The sequence below is a fragment of the Caulobacter sp. GSs2 genome, from assembly GCF_058680895.1.
In genome coordinates this window covers 1,475,622-1,492,069 of sequence record NZ_CM178725.1, presented here as the reverse complement: position 1 = coordinate 1,492,069, position 16,448 = coordinate 1,475,622, and the positions used below count along the sequence as shown (strand labels likewise).

Annotated in this window: 18 protein-coding genes; 2 read left to right on the top strand and 16 right to left on the bottom strand. The window is 67.5% G+C overall.

Going from position 1 to position 16,448, the window contains the following annotated elements; translation table 11 throughout:
* The 7 genes from ACW17Z_RS07245 to ACW17Z_RS07215 form a co-directional block, all read right to left on the bottom strand.
* On the bottom strand, positions 1-861 hold the full coding sequence (locus ACW17Z_RS07245) for an SDR family oxidoreductase (protein WP_492058172.1): 861 nt from the start codon (positions 859-861) through the stop codon (positions 1-3).
* Positions 862-1,026: 165 nt separating this feature from the next.
* Entirely contained in the window at positions 1,027-1,731 is a 705-nt protein-coding gene (locus tag ACW17Z_RS07240; RefSeq protein ID WP_492058171.1) for a WbqC family protein, read from the bottom strand.
* Positions 1,728-3,005: a flagellin modification protein FlmF gene (locus tag ACW17Z_RS07235; protein WP_492058170.1), complete on the bottom strand. Its 1,278-nt coding sequence runs from the start codon at positions 3,003-3,005 to the stop codon at positions 1,728-1,730. Before ACW17Z_RS07235 ends, ACW17Z_RS07240 begins: the two co-directional genes overlap by 4 nt.
* Complete coding sequence (locus ACW17Z_RS07230; RefSeq protein WP_492058169.1) at positions 3,002-3,649, bottom strand: class I SAM-dependent methyltransferase; 648 nt, start codon at positions 3,647-3,649, stop codon at positions 3,002-3,004. The genes ACW17Z_RS07235 and ACW17Z_RS07230 overlap by 4 nt, the downstream gene beginning before the upstream one ends.
* Before the next feature lie 140 nt (positions 3,650-3,789).
* The gene (locus tag ACW17Z_RS07225) at positions 3,790-4,179 is read right to left on the bottom strand and encodes a limonene-1,2-epoxide hydrolase family protein (RefSeq protein ID WP_492058168.1); all 390 of its coding nucleotides are present in this window, start codon (positions 4,177-4,179) and stop codon (positions 3,790-3,792) included.
* 95 nt (positions 4,180-4,274) lie between these two features.
* Positions 4,275-5,267 (bottom strand): UDP-2,4-diacetamido-2,4,6-trideoxy-beta-L-altropyranose hydrolase, encoded by a 993-nt coding sequence (pseG, locus tag ACW17Z_RS07220; protein WP_492058167.1) that lies wholly within the window; start codon positions 5,265-5,267, stop codon positions 4,275-4,277.
* Complete coding sequence (locus tag ACW17Z_RS07215) at positions 5,264-5,980, bottom strand: cytidylyltransferase domain-containing protein (RefSeq protein WP_492058166.1); 717 nt, start codon at positions 5,978-5,980, stop codon at positions 5,264-5,266. The genes pseG and ACW17Z_RS07215 overlap by 4 nt, the downstream gene beginning before the upstream one ends.
* Positions 5,981-6,069: 89 nt before the next feature.
* Between ACW17Z_RS07215 and ACW17Z_RS07210 the strand changes: the two genes are divergently transcribed.
* Positions 6,070-6,384 carry a PadR family transcriptional regulator gene (locus ACW17Z_RS07210; protein ID WP_492058165.1) on the top strand — a complete coding sequence of 105 codons (315 nt, stop codon included), beginning with the start codon at positions 6,070-6,072 and terminating at the stop codon, positions 6,382-6,384.
* Entirely contained in the window at positions 6,384-6,950 is a 567-nt protein-coding gene (locus ACW17Z_RS07205; RefSeq protein WP_492058164.1) for a hypothetical protein, read from the top strand. Before ACW17Z_RS07210 ends, ACW17Z_RS07205 begins: the two co-directional genes overlap by 1 nt.
* Positions 6,951-6,954: 4 nt before the next feature.
* Here the strand turns inward: ACW17Z_RS07205 and ACW17Z_RS07200 are convergent, their stop codons facing one another.
* The 9 genes from ACW17Z_RS07200 to carB form a co-directional block, all read right to left on the bottom strand.
* Positions 6,955-8,196, bottom strand: coding sequence for a mitochondrial fission ELM1 family protein (locus ACW17Z_RS07200; protein ID WP_492058163.1), 1,242 nt, complete (start codon positions 8,194-8,196; stop codon positions 6,955-6,957).
* A gap of 106 nt (positions 8,197-8,302) precedes the next feature.
* Complete coding sequence (gene greA / locus ACW17Z_RS07195; protein WP_419320175.1) at positions 8,303-8,776, bottom strand: transcription elongation factor GreA; 474 nt, start codon at positions 8,774-8,776, stop codon at positions 8,303-8,305.
* A gap of 176 nt (positions 8,777-8,952) precedes the next feature.
* Complete coding sequence (locus ACW17Z_RS07190) at positions 8,953-10,635, bottom strand: methyl-accepting chemotaxis protein (protein ID WP_419320176.1); 1,683 nt, start codon at positions 10,633-10,635, stop codon at positions 8,953-8,955.
* Complete coding sequence (locus tag ACW17Z_RS07185; RefSeq protein WP_492058162.1) at positions 10,632-10,979, bottom strand: hypothetical protein; 348 nt, start codon at positions 10,977-10,979, stop codon at positions 10,632-10,634. The genes ACW17Z_RS07190 and ACW17Z_RS07185 overlap by 4 nt, the downstream gene beginning before the upstream one ends.
* Before the next feature lie 164 nt (positions 10,980-11,143).
* Positions 11,144-11,809 (bottom strand): glutathione S-transferase family protein, encoded by a 666-nt coding sequence (locus ACW17Z_RS07180; RefSeq protein WP_419320178.1) that lies wholly within the window; start codon positions 11,807-11,809, stop codon positions 11,144-11,146.
* 64 nt (positions 11,810-11,873) lie between these two features.
* Entirely contained in the window at positions 11,874-12,296 is a 423-nt protein-coding gene (locus tag ACW17Z_RS07175; protein ID WP_492058161.1) for a hypothetical protein, read from the bottom strand.
* Positions 12,297-12,306: 10 nt separating this feature from the next.
* Positions 12,307-12,423 (bottom strand): hypothetical protein, encoded by a 117-nt coding sequence (locus ACW17Z_RS07170; protein WP_492058498.1) that lies wholly within the window; start codon positions 12,421-12,423, stop codon positions 12,307-12,309.
* 187 nt (positions 12,424-12,610) lie between these two features.
* Complete coding sequence (locus ACW17Z_RS07165) at positions 12,611-12,907, bottom strand: nucleotidyltransferase family protein (RefSeq protein ID WP_492058160.1); 297 nt, start codon at positions 12,905-12,907, stop codon at positions 12,611-12,613.
* A gap of 113 nt (positions 12,908-13,020) precedes the next feature.
* Positions 13,021-16,314 (bottom strand): carbamoyl-phosphate synthase large subunit, encoded by a 3,294-nt coding sequence (gene carB / locus ACW17Z_RS07160; protein WP_492058159.1) that lies wholly within the window; start codon positions 16,312-16,314, stop codon positions 13,021-13,023.
* Between the last annotated feature and the right edge of the window lie 134 nt (positions 16,315-16,448).

The following is a 16,448-nucleotide window of genomic DNA, read 5'->3' as shown; positions in this document are numbered from 1 at the left end:
CTACCCCGCCGGCAACAGCCCCAGCCGCTTGCCGATGATCCTGTCCAGCGTCCGCTTGGGAAGGACGCCGGTCATGAACACCTGGAAGGGGTCGGGCGAGACCACGTAGCGGGTCTTGGGTGTCGGGGTGGTCAGGGCCGTGTGCACGGTTTCGCCGATCTTTTCCGGCGGCAGGCCAGACTTGCCCATCGACAGCATGAAGGCCTTCATCCCGGCCAGGGCCGGGGCATAAATCGTGTTGTCATAGCGGGTGACATCGACACTGTCGGCCTTGTCCCAGATCGGGGTGGCCACCGCGCCCGGCGCGACGATCACCACGTCGACCCCGAAGGGCAAAAGCTCACGGCGCAGCGATTCCGACAGGCCCTCGAGACCGAACTTGGAGGTGCAATAGGGGCCCATGAACGGGTTGGCGTTCTTGCCGCCGACCGAAGAGATGTTGACGATCCGCCCGGGCGTGCTCACAGGGGCGCCGCCGGCCCCCAGCAGCGGGGCAAAGGCCTGGGTGGCGATGACGACGCCGGTCAGATTGACGTCCAGCTGCTGGCGAAACTCCTCGACCGGAAGGTGCAGCAAGGGGCCGGCTATGGCTATGCCGGCATTATTGACCAGGCCCGCCAGGGTGGCCCCGTCCAGGGCGGCCTCGACCTTGCGCGCGGCGGCGCCTACAGCGGCCTCATCGGTGACGTCGAAGATCAGAGGCGTAAAGCCCGACCCGAACTCGGCCTGCAGCCGGTCGGCGTCGGCCTGTTTGCGCACGCTGCCAAAGACGTGGAAGCCCTTGACGGTCAGCACCTTGGTGATGGCCCAGCCGATGCCGGTGGAAACGCCGGTGACGACGACGGACTTGGCCTGAGTCATGCGAGTTTTCTCCCCTGTTGGAGGGAAGATGGGACATGTGCAGGGTGATATCTAGAGCGTTATTCGGCGAAGTGGATACCGGTTCGCCGCCGAAATAACGCGTCAAAACAAGAATCTAGAGCAAACGACATGATTCAATCATGGCGACCTTTGCTCTAGAGGGCGTCAGGGCGTGGGCGAAACCAGCGCCGGCATCCCAGACCATCCCACAGTCATCAGCGCGTCGACAAAGCCCATGAACGGCACGAACGGGCCATGGCCCTGCGGATAGTCGACCTGAACAAAGCTCTGGAACCGCACCGGAAAGCCCGCCGCCGCGAACACGCCGTCTTCTTCCATATAGTCGGCCGAGCCCATCGGCGAGACATAGGCCGTGGCCCCGACGGCCTGGCAGATGGCCAGCAGGTGCTCGGACCGCGCGCCCGCCGCCGCCAGCTCAGAGGCCCGCACGAAGCGCGGCGACAGACCCATCTGTTCGGCGGCGGCTACCGCCATGCCGCAGGTCAGGTCGGCCAGCCTGCCGCCCGGATGCAGCGCCAGCTGCTGGGAGACGAAGGCCCAGCCCTCGGCAAAGGCGGGCCGCTTGCCATAGGCGTGGCGAATGGCGGCCAGATGCTTGTCGCGCCAGCCCTGGCTGTCGTCGATCTCGATGGCGCAGATCGGCGTGTCGCGGTCGTGCTTTTTCACCGGCACGGTCAGCATCAGCTCGCCATTGGCCGTGAGGATGCGGTTGCGCGACTGCCAGGAGCGGCGGGCGAACTGCACGTCGTCCAGGAAGACGAACACGTCGCTGGCCGCCATCAGCTGGAAATAGCCCAGATAGGGCAGATAGGTCGGCTGCATGATCGCCGCCGTGGTCATCAGGCTCATCCGGCCTTCGCGACCATGGGCGCCAGGGCGGGCGCGCCCTCGCGGGCCGCCAGCAGGGCCGCATTGACCTCCGCCAGCTTGGCGGCCTTGGCATAGGGCTCCCAGGCGCCGGGGATGAAGCTCGCGCCGAACCGCGCCGCCAGTTCGCCGCGCAGGGCCTTGAGGCCGTCGATGGCGGCCTGCGTGTGATAGATCCAGCGGGGCTGGACGTCGGTGTGCAGCAGGGCGCCGACCTTCAGCGACCCGAAGCCCGACATCAGGACCCGCATCTCGGTAGGCAGCCTGGCCAGATCGGCCTCGCGCACGCACTCGGCCACAGCCAGCTTTTGCCCGCCGCTTTCGTACAGGTAGACGCGGAACGCCGCGCCCTGGGCAGTGAAGTTCTGGACATAGACCGGGCACGGCCCGTCGAAGTCCACCTCAAAGACATAGGTGGCGAAGCTCTTCTTGAGCAGGTTGGGCGTCGCCAGGCCCAGCGGCTTGAACAGCGGCGTCGGATTGGCGGCCCAGACAACGGTCTCATGGGCCTGCGGAGCGGCCATTAGGGCGCGGGGCGAGACCAGGGCGTTGAGCTCGACCTTCACGCCGAGCGTCAGCAGCGCCCTGTGGCACGCATCAAACAGGGCGGAAAAGCCGCCGACCGGCAGGGTCGCGGTCAGGTTGGCGGTGCGGCCCGACAGGCCGCGCGGGATGGCGTAGAGCTCGTCGGCCCAGGGGTTGGTCGCCTTCAACCGGGCCAGGTCGTTCAGATCGGCGGCGGCCGGAAACACGCGGTTGATGGCCAGCGGGATGGCGGCCTCGCCGTGCACGGTCTCAAGGTCGGTTTCCAGATGCCAGCGGCAATAGGCTTCCAGCTGGGCTGCGATGGGGGCGGGGTAGGCGGCGATGCGCGAGGCCAGGCTGTCGCCGGCCGGCCTGCCGATCCTGGTCACGGCGCAGTCGACGGCCGGACCCCCGAAGTCCCAGGTGAACACCCGGTGGCCGTCAGCGCCCAGGCTGACCGAGCCGAAGCGATTGTCGAAGGTCTCGAAGCTGGCGCCATGGGCGGTCAGCATCTCGACGATCGGATCGCCCCTCCCTTGACTGTCAGGCCCGCCGAAATAGATGCAGCCGTCGCGCATCTCCTTGCCGTGCCGGAGCCTGGGCCGCGCCACGCCGCCCAGGGCCTCGAAGCGCTCCTGGATTGTGATGTCGCGCCAGCCCAGGCGATGGGCCTCGAAGGCCGCCAGAATACCGGTCAGGCCGCCGCCGATGATGCGAACGCGATCGCTCATGCCACGGCGCCCCAGACGACCAGATCGCTGTTGGGCGCGACGCGCACGCCGTTCTGGATGTTGTCGAACGATACCTTCAGGGCCGTGGGCTCCACCAGGCCTAGCTCCTGGACCAGGCGCTGCACCAGACCATCGGCGGTATAGAAAAGATTGAACAGACCGGCCTCGCCGGTCTCCGGGGTGTCGAGCCGCCAGCCGTTGGGTTCCTCCTCCACGCCTTTCCCGTAGCGATAGTCGTCGACCAGCCGCGTGCGCACGAAGACCTCGGCCCCGGGAGCGAGCCTCTTGCGCGCAGCGGTCAGCACCGCTCTCGCCTGGGCGTCGGTGAGGTAGCAGAGCAGGTTGGGGATCAGCAGCACGTCGATCGGCGCCTCGCCCAGGTCCGGGAGGCCCTGCGACAGGTCGGCGCGGATCAGTTCGACCTTGCCGTCCAGATTGAAGGCAGCGTCGTCGAGAGCGGCCTGCGAATAGTCCACGTCGGTGAGCGACCAGCCATAGGCGGCGTAGAGCGACAGATTATTGCCCGTCCCGCCGCCCAGCTCGACCACCCGGCCGGTCCGCTGATGCAGGCAGCGCTTGAAGAAATGCCGGGCGACGAACTCGTCCGGATATTTCAGGCCGCGAATTTCGGGCAGGGCGGGCATGGGCGGGGAATCCGGCAACGAGATTGTCGATGCAGAATCCAGCCCAAGCGCCCAACGTTTGGTTAACGGCCGTTAGGTGATGCAGCGCGGTTTGTCGCAGGCCGTCGGGTTTTTGCCCTTAAGGGGGCCCGGTTCCGCGTCTAGCCGGTGGGCCACTGCGACATGATCGAGGCTGCGTCGAAATAGTCGCGCCAGTAGGTGATCTTGCCGTCATGGACTTCGAACACGCCCGTCACCGGCAGTTCGACCCATTTGTCGGCGAGGCGATGGCGGTCAAGTCTCTCCAGAAACACGAGCGACCCACTGGCGGACTCGCGCAGGACCCGGAACTCATTCTCCAGGGTCGGCGCAAAGAACGGCTCGAGCAGGCTGCGAATGCCGGCCGGACCATGGACGACCGGCAGGGGCGGCGGGTTCACATATTCGCAGTCGTCGGCGACGAGGCTCATGGCCGTGTCATAGTCCAGCGGCTCCATGGCCTTCATGAACTGGCGAACGATCGCGAGGGGGCTTTGGGACGCAGGGGCCATCAGGACTCTCCAGTGGTGCTGATGGCCGGATGATCGGCAGTTTCCCGCGGGGCGGCAATTACCTGCAAGGTCATTGAGCGGGGACTCTGCGGCCTTCAGGACCCCGCGATCCGGGCCAGAAACGCCGCCGCCACGCGACCGGCGCCGCCGCCATCGCAGATCCTGGCGCTGGCTGCCGACAGGGCGGCGCGCTGGCCTTCGTCCGCCATCAAACGATCGATCTCGCGTCCGAAAGCGGCGTCGAAATCCGGTGCGCCGACGGTCAGGCATGGACTGGCGCCCGCCGCCGCCAGCGCCGTCGCAGCGGCGATCTGGTTGTCGGCCAGGACCAGGGTCAGGGTCGGCAGGGCCAGGATGCAGCGCTCCCAACTGGTCGAGCCGCCGGCCCCGACGGCGAGATCGGCCTCCAGGGTCAGGCGGGGCATGTCCTGGGTGTCGATGTGAAGCACGACGCGGGGGTCTCTCATCGCCTGCAGGCGCGGCAGGCTGGGCGCGCCGCCGCCCACCACCACGTCGAGCATCATGTCACCCAGCCGGGCCAGCAGCAGGTCTGCCACCCGCCCGGTGACGCCGCCCACATCCGTCAGGCCCAGCGAGACCAGGATGCGTCGCACCGGCCCCTCCGCCGCGCGTCGCGCCAGAGCGGCCTCGCGCAGGGCCGGGAAGGCCGGGCGCACGGGGGCGTAGTTTGGACCCAGCAGCAGGGTCGCGCCCGGCGGCGTCAGGCCGGCATAGTCTTCCGCACGCCGCGCCGGGCCGGCGTCGAGCACCAGATCGGCCTCCAGCGGGCGGTTGGCCAGATCGTCGATCACGAGGGTAGGGCGACCCCTTGCCAAGGCGCGGTGGTCGCGGCCTGAAAGGCCATAGTGGTCGAAGACCACGGCCTCGAAGGGCTCGGCGGCGACGCTTCGCGGGGTGTCGGGCGCGAAGATGTCCAGCACCGCCTCCACCGCCGGTCGGGCCAGGAAGGCGCAGGTCGCGCCGGCCGCCGTCAGGGCCTGGGCCAGCGTCAGGCTGCGCATGACATGACCGCCGCCCACATCGGGTCCCGCGTCGCAGACAAACAGGATGGCGGGCGCGCGGCTCATCCGCGCCGGTCGCCGCCATAGGTCGCCAGATCCGGCCGCTTGGCGACGAAGGCCTTGATGTCGGCCGACGTGAACGCGCGATTGGCCGGGTAGAGGTGGTCATAAACCGTGGCGACAAAGGCGTAGTCGTCGGGCCGGTCGACCGTCCAGCGGATGGCGTCCTGACCCGGCTGCGCGGGCAGCCAGGCGATCTTCCACTGCAGCGGGTTGTTCCAGACATCCCAGGTGACGTGCTCGCGGGCCTCCTGGCTGTCGGCCTGCGCGGCCGCGCGGCGCAGGCCTGCGGCAGTGATCACCTCGACGTCGAGACCCTTGGGAAACGCCGCGCCTTCGGGGCTGTTGCTGGCATAGTCGGCGCCCGCCTCCAGATGCAGGTCGATGGTCGCGTCGATCAACTCGGGATCGGCCAGCGGGCAGTCGGCGGTCAGGCGAACCACGTGGTCGGCGGGATGGGCGTCCAGGGCGCCGACAAAACGCTCCAGAACATTGTCGAGCGACCCGCGGTGGACGGCGATCCCCTCCTTGCGCACGGCGTCGGCCAGCACGTCGTCGCCGGGCTGGTCGCTGGTGGCGACGACCAGCTTGTCGATACGCCGGGAGCGGGCCACCCGCTCGATCTGCCGCACGATCATCGGCTGGCGCAGGATCGGCATCAGCACCTTGCCCGGCAGGCGGGTGGAACTCATGCGGGCCTGGAGGACGGCGAGGATCATGGTGATTGTTTAGCGCGCTCTCCTGCGTCGCCCAACCGCCTTCGTTCGCGCCCTCTTGACGAGTATATCTACCTATGTAGAGTTGCGTCATGACCGCCATCATCCGACGCCTTTCGCCCCAGACGATCGCTGTGCTTGAAGCGCTGAGCGCCACGCCTGACGCGTGGCGTTACGGGCTGGAGATCGCCGCTGAGACCGGCCTGAAATCGGGCAGCCTCTATCCGATCCTCGTGCGGCTTCACGAAAGGGGCCTCTTGGAGAGCCAGTGGCTGGAGCCCGAGCGGCCGGGTCGGCCCGCCCGCCACGCCTACCGGATGACTGGGGCCGGAAAGGCGGCGCTCCGCGACGCTAGAGCGCGGTCACCTGGCGCTTCGACGAAGCTTTCGACCCAAGGAGCCAGCTGATGGCAATCACCTCATCCCTGGCGCGTTGGGCCATGAGCCTTGCCGTGCGCGCCGCGCCCCTCGGTCGTCGCGACTTTGCCCGCGCAATGCGCGAGGAGTTTGAGGTTCTGGACGGTGGCCGGCTGGGCTGGGCCTTGGGTTGCCTGACGACCGTGGCGGGTTGGCGCCTGCAGGCGGACGGCCTGTTCTTGGCCGCTTTGGTCGCGGTGGGGCTGGCGCTGGATCAGGTCATGTTCCTGCCCTTCATGGTCTTGCCGAGCGACCTGGTTCACGCAATCGCCTACTACTACTGGCTAGCCTTCCCCGCGGTGGTTTGCGCGATGCTGGCCGCCTGGCGGCCGAGCTATGCCTATGCAGCCGCCCTCATCGTGTGGCTGATCCGCGAGGCGCAGAGCGTGGCGATCCTTGTTTCCATGCTCGCTGGCGATCCTCTCGGCCGCGATTGGCAAATCATGGACGCCCCGCCCATCGTAGGCTGGAGCGCAACGCTGGGCTGGTCCTTGCTGGGCGCTGCGATCGGCGCCCGCATCGGCCGGTGGCGTATGGCCGTGGGTGTCGGAGCCTAGGCGGTTACGAGCCGGACGCGGAACCGCCCTTCGGCGACTTCGGCTTCGCTGGTGCGCGCGGCTTGGGCTTGGCGGCTGCGGCGGGAGCCTTGGCTTTCGGGGCCGGCGTGGGCTTGGCCGCCCGGGTTGCTTCTGCCGGTGCGGCGGCCTTCGCGCGAGGTTTGCGAGCCGGAGCAGGGGAGGTTTCAGGCTTCGGCGCGGTCTCTGCGACGGGCGCGGCCTCGACCGGGACCACTTCTTCCACCGCTGTCTCGCCCCGCATCCGCGCCAGCACTTCGCGTGCTGCGCGGCCGGTTTCATCGACCGGCTCATACGTCCAGCCATGGAACGCCCCGCCATAGGGTCGGGCAGCGCCCTGGCGTTCCAGTTCCTCGTGGAAGAGGCGGAACTTCAGGCTGGAGCCCTCCATCTTCAGGATGAACACCGGCTTGCCGGTCGAGGCGGCCTCGGTGGCCATGTTGGTCGAGTCCTCGGTGACGAGGATGTAGTCGGCCGCCGCCAGGAAGGCGAAATAGGGATTGGGGCCTTCGCCGTCCCAGACCATGCCGGGCAGGTGGCGCAAGCGGGCGGTTAGCAGGGCGCGGGCCGGCTCGGGCGTGCGGCGCGAGAAGGTCATCAGCAGGCTGCCGCCGTCCTGTTCCAGCGGGATCTGGATCTGGTGGGCCATCTGGGCGGCGCGTTCCACTGGCAGGTCGAAGGCCTTGGACTTGCCGCCCAGCAGCACCGCGACGCGCGGGCGGGGCAGGTCGTCGAGCTGGGCCTTGAATCTTTCATACTCGCTGACCAGCCGCTGACTGGTGACCCGGTGCGGCGAGCCGGTGATCGACAGGATGTTGTCGCCGGACAAGCGGTCATGCTTGGGCGGGATCACCAGGTCGAACATCTGGGGTGGCACGCGCGGGTCCTGGATCTGGACCACATAGGTCTTGCCGCCCGACCAGCGCTTGGCGCGGATCGACAGGGGCAGGGTGGCGCGGCCGGCGGCGATCCACAGGTCTGGCCATTCATCGGGCGAGCGGCCGCTGATGTCGCTTTCCGGGGTCAGCCAGCGGCGCGGGAACCAGTTCAGCCACCAGGGCAGGCGGCCGATGCGGCCGGTCCAGCCGACGCGCTTGATCTCGATGGCAGCCTCGATCCCCTGGATCCGGGCCTCGCGCACGACCGCTTCGGCCAGGCCAACGGCCTGGGCCTCGATGCCGGCGCGGCCGTCCGAGATGGCCCAGATGAGCAGGGGAGGTTTCTTCAAGACGTCATCCCGACGAGCACAGCCACGCAGACAAGGCCGCCCCCAAGAGGGCAGCCTTGTTCATGGTCTGGCTTTATGGCGCGGGTGGGGCGTAAGGCAAGGCGCCTTACAGCCACTCCACTTTCAGGATCTCGTAGGCCTTGACGCCGCCGGGGGTGTAAACCTCGACGACTTCGCCCACTTCCTTGCCGATCATGGCGCGCGACAGCGGGGAGGACAGCGAGATGCGGCCCTCCTTCACGTCGGCTTCGTGATCGCCAACGATCTGGTAGCGAGCCTCTTCCTCGGTGTCCTCGTCGACGACGCTGACCGTCGCCCCGAACTTCACCTGCTTGCCTGAAAGCTTGGAGACGTCGATCACTTGCGCTCGGGCGATCTTGTCCTCGATCTCGGCGATACGGCCTTCGATCCAGCCCTGACGTTCCTTGGCCGCGTGATACTCGGCGTTTTCCGAGAGGTCGCCATGCTGGCGCGCCTCGGAGATCGCGGCGATCACCGCCGGACGCTCGATCGTCTTCAAACGCTTCAGTTCATCGTCGAGGGTTTGATAACCCCCGGCGGTCATCGGCACTTTTTCCATTGCGGATTTTAGCTCGGTTCGCCTTGGGAGGAGTATTCGTCCCGTCGCGGGCGCACGCGACCGGGGGCTGAGAGGATAGGAGGCGCGTTCACGATAAGCAAGGGGGCGGGGCGATCCCGCACAGTCATGAGCGGAAATTGGCTCTGGCCTTCAGGCCATCTCGGGAGGTGGGCGGATCAGAATTCCTGCCAGTCTTCCTTGACCGCGACGGCGGCCGAACCGCGACCGGGGCGAACGGCGGTATTGGGCCGCGCGCGCGGTGGCGGCGCGCTGACGGCGATCTCAGCGCCCTGCGAGACCTTGAACCGGCTCACCAGCGCGGCCAGTTCGCCCGCCTCGCCCTTCAGCGAATGGGTGGCGGCGGTGGCCTGCTCGACCATCGCGGCGTTCTGCTGAACGACCTGATCCATCTGGTTCACGGCCGCGTTCACCTCGTGCAGGCCGGTGGACTGCTCGTTGGCCGAGGCTGCGATTTCATTGACCAGGCTGTCGATCGAGGCCACCTGCGTAACAATGCGCTGCAGGGCCTCTCCGGTCTGGCCCACCAGGGCCACGCCGGCGCTGACCTGCTGGGTTGAGGTCGAGATCAGGGTCTTGATTTCCCTGGCGGCCTCGGCCGAACGCTGGGCCAGGGCGCGGACCTCCTGGGCGACGACGGCGAAGCCGCGACCGGCTTCACCCGCCCGCGCAGCTTCGACGCCGGCGTTCAGGGCCAGCAGGTTGGTCTGGAAGGCGATCTCGTCGATGACGCCGATGATATTGCCGACCTGCTGCGAGGAGCCTTCGATCTGGGTCATGGCGGCGATCGCCTGGTCGACGATCTCGCCGGAGCGCTGGGCGTCACTACGGGCGTTGGCGACCACCTGCGAGGCTTCCTTGGCGCCGGTGGCGGTCTTGCGGACCGTGGCGGTGATCTCGTCGAGGGCGGCGGCGGTTTCTTCGAGACTTGCAGCCTGCTGTTCGGTGCGGCGCGAAAGATTGTCGGAAGCGACGGCGATCTCATCGGCGCCGCCGCTGACCGCGCGGGTGGTCTGCGAGATGGATTGCATCGCCGCCTGTACGCGTTCCGCAGCGGCGTTGAAGTCGGTGCGGAGCACCTCATAGGCCTGGGCGAAGCGCGTGGTCAGGCGGACGGTCAGGTCGCCCTGGGCCAGATCGGCCAGGCCCGCGGCGATGGAAGCGACAGCCTCGACGCGCTGACGCTCGGCGACGGCTTCGGCCTGGGCGTTCTGGGCGCGGTTGGTCTCCTCGGAGCGCCTTGCCCCTTCTGCGGCGTCATTGGCGGAGCGGGCGACCTCGACCGCTTGCTCGGCCTCGGCGCGGGCCTTGTTGGCGGCGGCGAACATGGCGTTGACGCTGAAGGTGGTGGCGATCAGTGCGCCGGCCTCGACGATCAGGATCACGGCGTGGACCAAGACGCGGCCCAGGCTGGCCGAGCCGGGGAACACCGCTGCCGGCAACAGGAAGCTCAGGCAGAGATGGTGCACGGCGACAGTGGCGGCGGCGGCGGCGATGACCTTCCAGTCGCAGTAAACCACCAGCACGGCCAGGGCGGCAAAATAGGCCATGTGCATGTCGACCTGCCAAGCGTGGCCGTTCAGGGCGGCGACCAGCAGAGAGACCTGGGCCATCAACGCCACGCCGGTCAGGGCCTGACCGGTCGAGTTGTGGCCGGCCGTCTTGTAGGCCAGGGTCGCGGCGATGCCGGTGGCCACGGCGGCGATCATCAGGCCCAAAACAGGCTCGTGCACCAAAAGGCGCGTGCCGACCACGATGGCGGCCATCAGCCAGTTCGCCGCGAGGATCAGCTTTCCGCCGAGTTGGCGCTGGGCGTCGAGGCTGGAAACGGCAATGCTCATGACAAGGTCTCCTTGGGGGCGCAGACGCCCGCCAGATCAGGGTCGAGAATCAGCAGGGCCCCGGACGCGCGGGCGCGGCGCGCCAGATCGACCGGGTCGCCCCGCAGAATGATAATGAAAGGCGCGCCGCCAACGGCGGCAATGTCGCCGGCCGAGCCTGCCGCGCTGATGCTCTGGGCCACGCTCCACCAGGGTGGGAAGATGGCGGCCACGCGCGAGGGGTCACGCGGGGCGGCATTGACAGAAACCGCCGCCAGCAATCCTGCGATGATCGCACCGGCCGTCAGGGCGATCCCGCCAAGGGCTGAGGGTCGCTTCTCCGAGGTGATCAGGGAATCTCGCATACACGGGCTCAAAGTAAGGGCTCAAAAGCCTCCGGCCGGTGGATGCCGACGGGCCTTCAAAACCCTATGCCCTACGAGGTTACCCCGGCCTTAACCCTGTCATTCCGCGCCATTCCGCCGCAGGGCTCGATTGGAGGCCTGTCAGCGATCGCAAGGCGTGTTCTCTAGTGCGCATAGTCGTAGGGGCCGCCGCGCTTCAGGGCCTCGCGATAGGCGGGGCGGGCATGGATCCGTTCCAGAAATGCCTTCACGTGCGGGCGTGACGCCGCCCCCGCCCGGGCCGCGCCGGCCTCCAGCGGAAAGCTCATCATGATGTCGGCGGCGGTGAAGTCCTTGCCGGCGAACCAGGCGGACTTGGCCAGTTCGTCATCCCAGTAGTCGACATGGGCCTTCAGCTGCGGGTCGATGAAGCTGCTCTGAGCCTTGTTGGCGACGGCCTTGATCAGGCCGCGCAGCAGGCCCGGAGCGCGGGTCGGCAAGGCGGTGAAGACCAGCTTCAGGAGCAGCGGCGTCATGGCCGAGCCCTCTGCATAGTGCAGCCAGTAGGTATAGCGCAGGCGCTCGGCCGTGCCGGCGGCCGGGATCAGCCGGCCCTGGCCATAGGTCTCGAGGATGTACTCGATGATCGCCCCGGTTTCGGCGATGACCTTGCCGCTGTCGGTGATCACCGGCGACTTGCCCAGAGGATGGATGGCCCGCAACTCCGGCGGGGCCAGCATGGTGTCCGCGTCGCGCTCATAGCGCTTGACCTCATAGGGGACGCCCAGTTCCTCGAGCAGCCAGAGGATCCGCTGGCTGCGGGAATTGTTCAGGTGATGGACGATGACCATGACAGGCGTCTCCGCAAGGGGCCGGGCACGCTGGCATGGCGCCGTCAGGGTCAGTCAAGCCCGATCAGCTCAGGGGCTTGAGATCCGGTTCCACCCAGCCTCGGCGGGCCGCGACGCTGAACAGCCGCTCCCGCGACCAGAAGCTCAGGGGCCAGGCCTTGTCGCCCAGGGGCGTGGCCAGCAGGCGGGCGCAGGCCTCGCCGTCGCCGATCCCCGCCGGCAGGCCGGCGACAAAGGCGCGGATCGCGGTCAGATAGGCTTGGGTGATGGTCTCGTGATAGCCACTGACATCGTCGTTCACCCCGCCGACGGCCACATTGTAGGTCTGGATGATGCCCGGCAGGTCACGCTCCAGGCCGGCGTCGCGGGTGCGGACCAGGCGCAGGGTGGCGGTCAGGTGGGCGGCATGGGTCCACTGCGCCTTGGGCAGGCTGTGGTCCAGCAGGCGCTCGGCGAGATCAGCGACTTCGATGTCGGTATAGGCCATTTTTTCTCTATCAGGGCTCCAGACGGGCCAGTTCGCTGAGCACTGCGGCTTCCAGGTCGCCGAGGAAGTCGCGCACGGTTGTCCAGACGATCCGCTCCTCCACGCCCTCATATTCGTGCCGATATATGTTTCCAGCGGCCTTGATGCTTTTCCAGTCGATTGTCGGATGCCGCGCGATCAGACCCTCGGGAAGGCAGCGCGTGGCAGCTTAGAAAGCAATCCGATCATGCTCGAAGTCGCGGGCGGATCGCGCGCCGACGATCTGGCGGGCAAAAGCGATATTGTCTCGGATATGCAGCAGGACCGCCTCGGTCCTAGAAGGCATAGAGCGCTTCCCGCTCGACCGTGTGGCGGATGTGGCGGTTCAGGCCGTTGCGGCTGACCACGTCGACGCGCTGGCCGAAGAAGTCCTGGATGAGGTCCTTCAAACGCGCATAGGCCCAGACGCTGATCGCAGCGTCGGGAGCGAACTCGACCATCACGTCAATGTCGCTGCCGGGACGCGCCTCATCGCGGGCCGCTGAGCCGAACAGGGCGGCGCGGGTAACGCCCTGCTGACGCAGTTCGCCTTCGTGGCGCTTCAGGATCTGAAGGGCTTGGTCGCGGGTCATCGGCGAAGGCTAGCAGAAATGCGCTGGCTCGTCACAACCGCCCGCGTCGGCTGGGCGCGACACGTCCTCGCTCTTCAGGGAGAGGACGTGTCGCGCAGCCCTGTGGATAACCTCTACTGGTAGCTCTGCAGCGGCCGCACTTCCAGCGCAGCAGCCGGAGCCGAGGAGATGGCCTGAGCCGCCGCCAGCGCGCCGGCCGAGGTGGTGTAGTAGGGGACCTTCATCATCAGCGCCGTGCGGCGGATGTCGAAGCTGTCTTCCAGGGCCTGCTTGCCTTCGGTGGTGTTGAACACCAGCTGGACGCCGCCGTTCTTCATCACGTCGACGATGTTGGGACGGCCTTCCAGCACCTTCTTGACCAGCTCGACCTCGACGCCCTGCTCGGCCAGATAGCCGCGCGTGCCGACGGTGGAGATCACCTTGAAGCCGGCCGCCTTCAGCAGACGGACGGGCTCGACGATCCAGGGGCGGTCGCTTTCCTTGACGGAGACGAAGGCTGTGCCTTCCAGCGGCAGGGTGACGCCGCCGCCCAGCTGGCTCTTGGCGAAGGCGCGGGCGAAGGCCAGCGACATGTCGGCCTCGCCCTCGCGCTTCCAGTCCAGGCCCATGACCTCTCCGGTCGAGCGCATTTCCGGGCCCAGGATGGTGTCGACCCCGGCGAAGCGCGCGAACGGGAACACCGCTTCCTTGACGGCGATATGGTCATACGGCTTGTCGACCAGATTGAAGCTCTTCAGCGTCTCGCCGGCCATGATCCTGGCTGCGATGGCCGCGACAGGCTGGCCGATGGTCTTGGCCACGAACGGCACGGTGCGCGAGGCGCGGGGGTTGACCTCCAGCACATAGATGCGTGGTTCAGCCGAGTGCGGCTCCTCGATGGCGAACTGCACGTTCATCAGGCCGCGCACGTTGAGGGCCAGGGCCATCTTGACGGTCTGGCGCTTCAGCTCTTCCACCGTTTCGGCGCTGAGCGAGAAGGGGGGCATCGAGCAGGCGCTGTCGCCCGAGTGGACGCCGGCTTCCTCGATATGCTCCAGCACGCCGGCCACGAACACGTCGGTGCCGTCGCACAGGGCGTCGACGTCGACCTCGGTGGCGCGGCTCAGATAGTGGTCCAGCAGGATCGGGTGCTCGAACGAGATCTCGCCGGTGTTGAGGATGTAGCGTTCCAGCTGCTCGTGATCGCGGATGATCTCCATGCCCCGGCCGCCCAGCACGTAGGACGGACGCATCACGAACGGGAAGCCTATGGTCTCGGCGGCCACGCGGGCCTCGTCCCAGGTGCGGGCGATGGCGTTTTCGGGCTGGGCGATCTTCAGGCCGTCCAGCAACTGCTGGAAGCGCTCGCGGTCTTCGGCCAGGTCAATGGCGTCGGGGCTGGTGCCCAGAATCGGCACGCCGGCCTCTTCCAGGGCATGGGCCAGCTTCAGCGGCGTCTGGCCGCCGAACTGGACGATGACGCCGGCCAGGGTCCCGTTGCTCATCTCGACATGCAGCAGCTCCAGCACGTCCTCGGCGGTCAGCGGCTCGAAGTACAGGCGGTCGGAGGTGTCGTAGTCGGTCGAGACGGTCTCGGGGTTGCAGTTGACCATGATCGACTCGATGCCGATGGCGTCGAGGGCGAAGGCCGCGTGGCAGCAGCAATAGTCGAACTCGATGCCCTGGCCGATCCGGTTGGGACCGCCGCCGAGAATGACCGCCTTCTTGCGATTGGTCGGCAGGCTCTCGCACTCGGGCACCTGGCCCAGGGCTCCGGTCTCATAGGTCGAATACATGTAGGGCGTGGTGGCGGCGAACTCGCCGGCGCAGCTGTCGATGCGCTTGTAGACCGGGCGCACGTTCAGGGCCTGGCGGGCCTTGCGGACGGCGCTCTCGGTCGAGCCGGCCAGATGGGCCAGACGGGCGTCGGAGAAGCCTTGCGCCTTCAGGGCGCGGAAGCCCTGGGCGTCGGTCGGCAGGCCGCCGGCCCGGACCCAGCCCTCCTGGCGGACCAGCTCGGCGATCTGGCGCAGGAACCAGGGCTCGTAGGAACAGGCGGCGTTGACCTCGTCCACGGTCAGGCCGTGGCGGAAGGCCTGGGCGATGACGCGGATGCGGTCGGGGGTCGGCATGCCCAGGGCGCGGATCACGGCGGCCTTGCCGTTATCCGGATCATCGGCGCCGTGGATCTCGATCTCGTCAAAACCGGTCAGGCCGGTTTCCAGGCCGCGCAGGGCCTTCTGCATGCTTTCCTTGAAGGTGCGGCCGATGGCCATCACCTCGCCGACCGACTTCATGGCGGTGGTCAGGTGCGGCTCGCTGCCCGGATATTTCTCGAAGGCAAAGCGCGGGATCTTGGTGACCACATAGTCGATGCTGGGCTCGAACGAGGCCGGGGTCGCGCCGCCGGTGATGTCGTTCTTCAGCTCGTCCAGGGTGTAGCCGACGGCCAGACGCGCGGCGACTTTGGCGATCGGGAAGCCGGTGGCCTTGGAGGCGAGCGCCGACGAGCGCGACACGCGCGGGTTCATCTCGATCACGACCATGCGGCCGTCGGCCGGATTGACCGCGAACTGGACGTTGGAGCCGCCGGTCTCGACGCCGATCTCGCGCAGCACGGCGATCGAGGCCGCGCGCATCCACTGATATTCCTTGTCCGTCAGGGTCATGGCCGGAGCGACGGTGATCGAGTCGCCGGTGTGGACGCCCATCGGGTCGATGTTCTCGATCGAGCAGACGATGATGCAGTTGTCGGCCGTGTCGCGCACGACCTCCATCTCGTACTCTTTCCAGCCCAGGACGCTTTCTTCGATCAGCACCTCGGTGGTCGGCGACAGGTCCAGCCCGCGCAGGACGATCTCCTCGAATTCCTCGAGGTTGTAGGCGATGCCGCCGCCGGTGCCGGCCAGGGTGAAGCTGGGGCGGATGATGGCGGGCAGGCCGACGAAGGCCAGGCCCTCGCGGGCCTCGTCCATGTTGTGGGCGGCCTTGGACTTGGGGCTTTCAAGGCCCAGCTTGTCCATGGCGTCGCGGAATTTCTGGCGGTCCTCGGCCTTGTCGATGACCTCGGCCTTGGCCCCGATCATCTCGACGCCGTATTTGGCCAGGGTGCCGTTGGCTTCCAGCGCCAGGGCGGTGTTCAGCGCGGTCTGGCCGCCCATGGTCGGGAGCAGGGCGTCAGGGCGCTCCTTTTCGATGATCTTGGCGACCATCTCGGGCGTGATCGGCTCGATATAGGTCGCGTCGGCCACGTCCGGATCAGTCATGATCGTGGCGGGGTTGGAGTTGACCAGAATGATCCGGTAGCCCTCGGCCCGCAGGGCCTTGCACGCCTGCACGCCCGAATAGTCGAACTCGCACGCCTGGCCGATGACGATCGGGCCGGCGCCGATGATCAGGATCGAGGAGATGTCTGTTCTTTTGGGCATCGGAAAACTCGCGCGCAGAGACACGGTCGCGCACATCCGCGCGCCCGCTGCCGACCATCTTGCAGGTTAAGTCGCCCGTTTAGAGACGGAGTCGGGCCCGCGCAACCCCCGAACCGGAGAGCAAGGTTACCCAA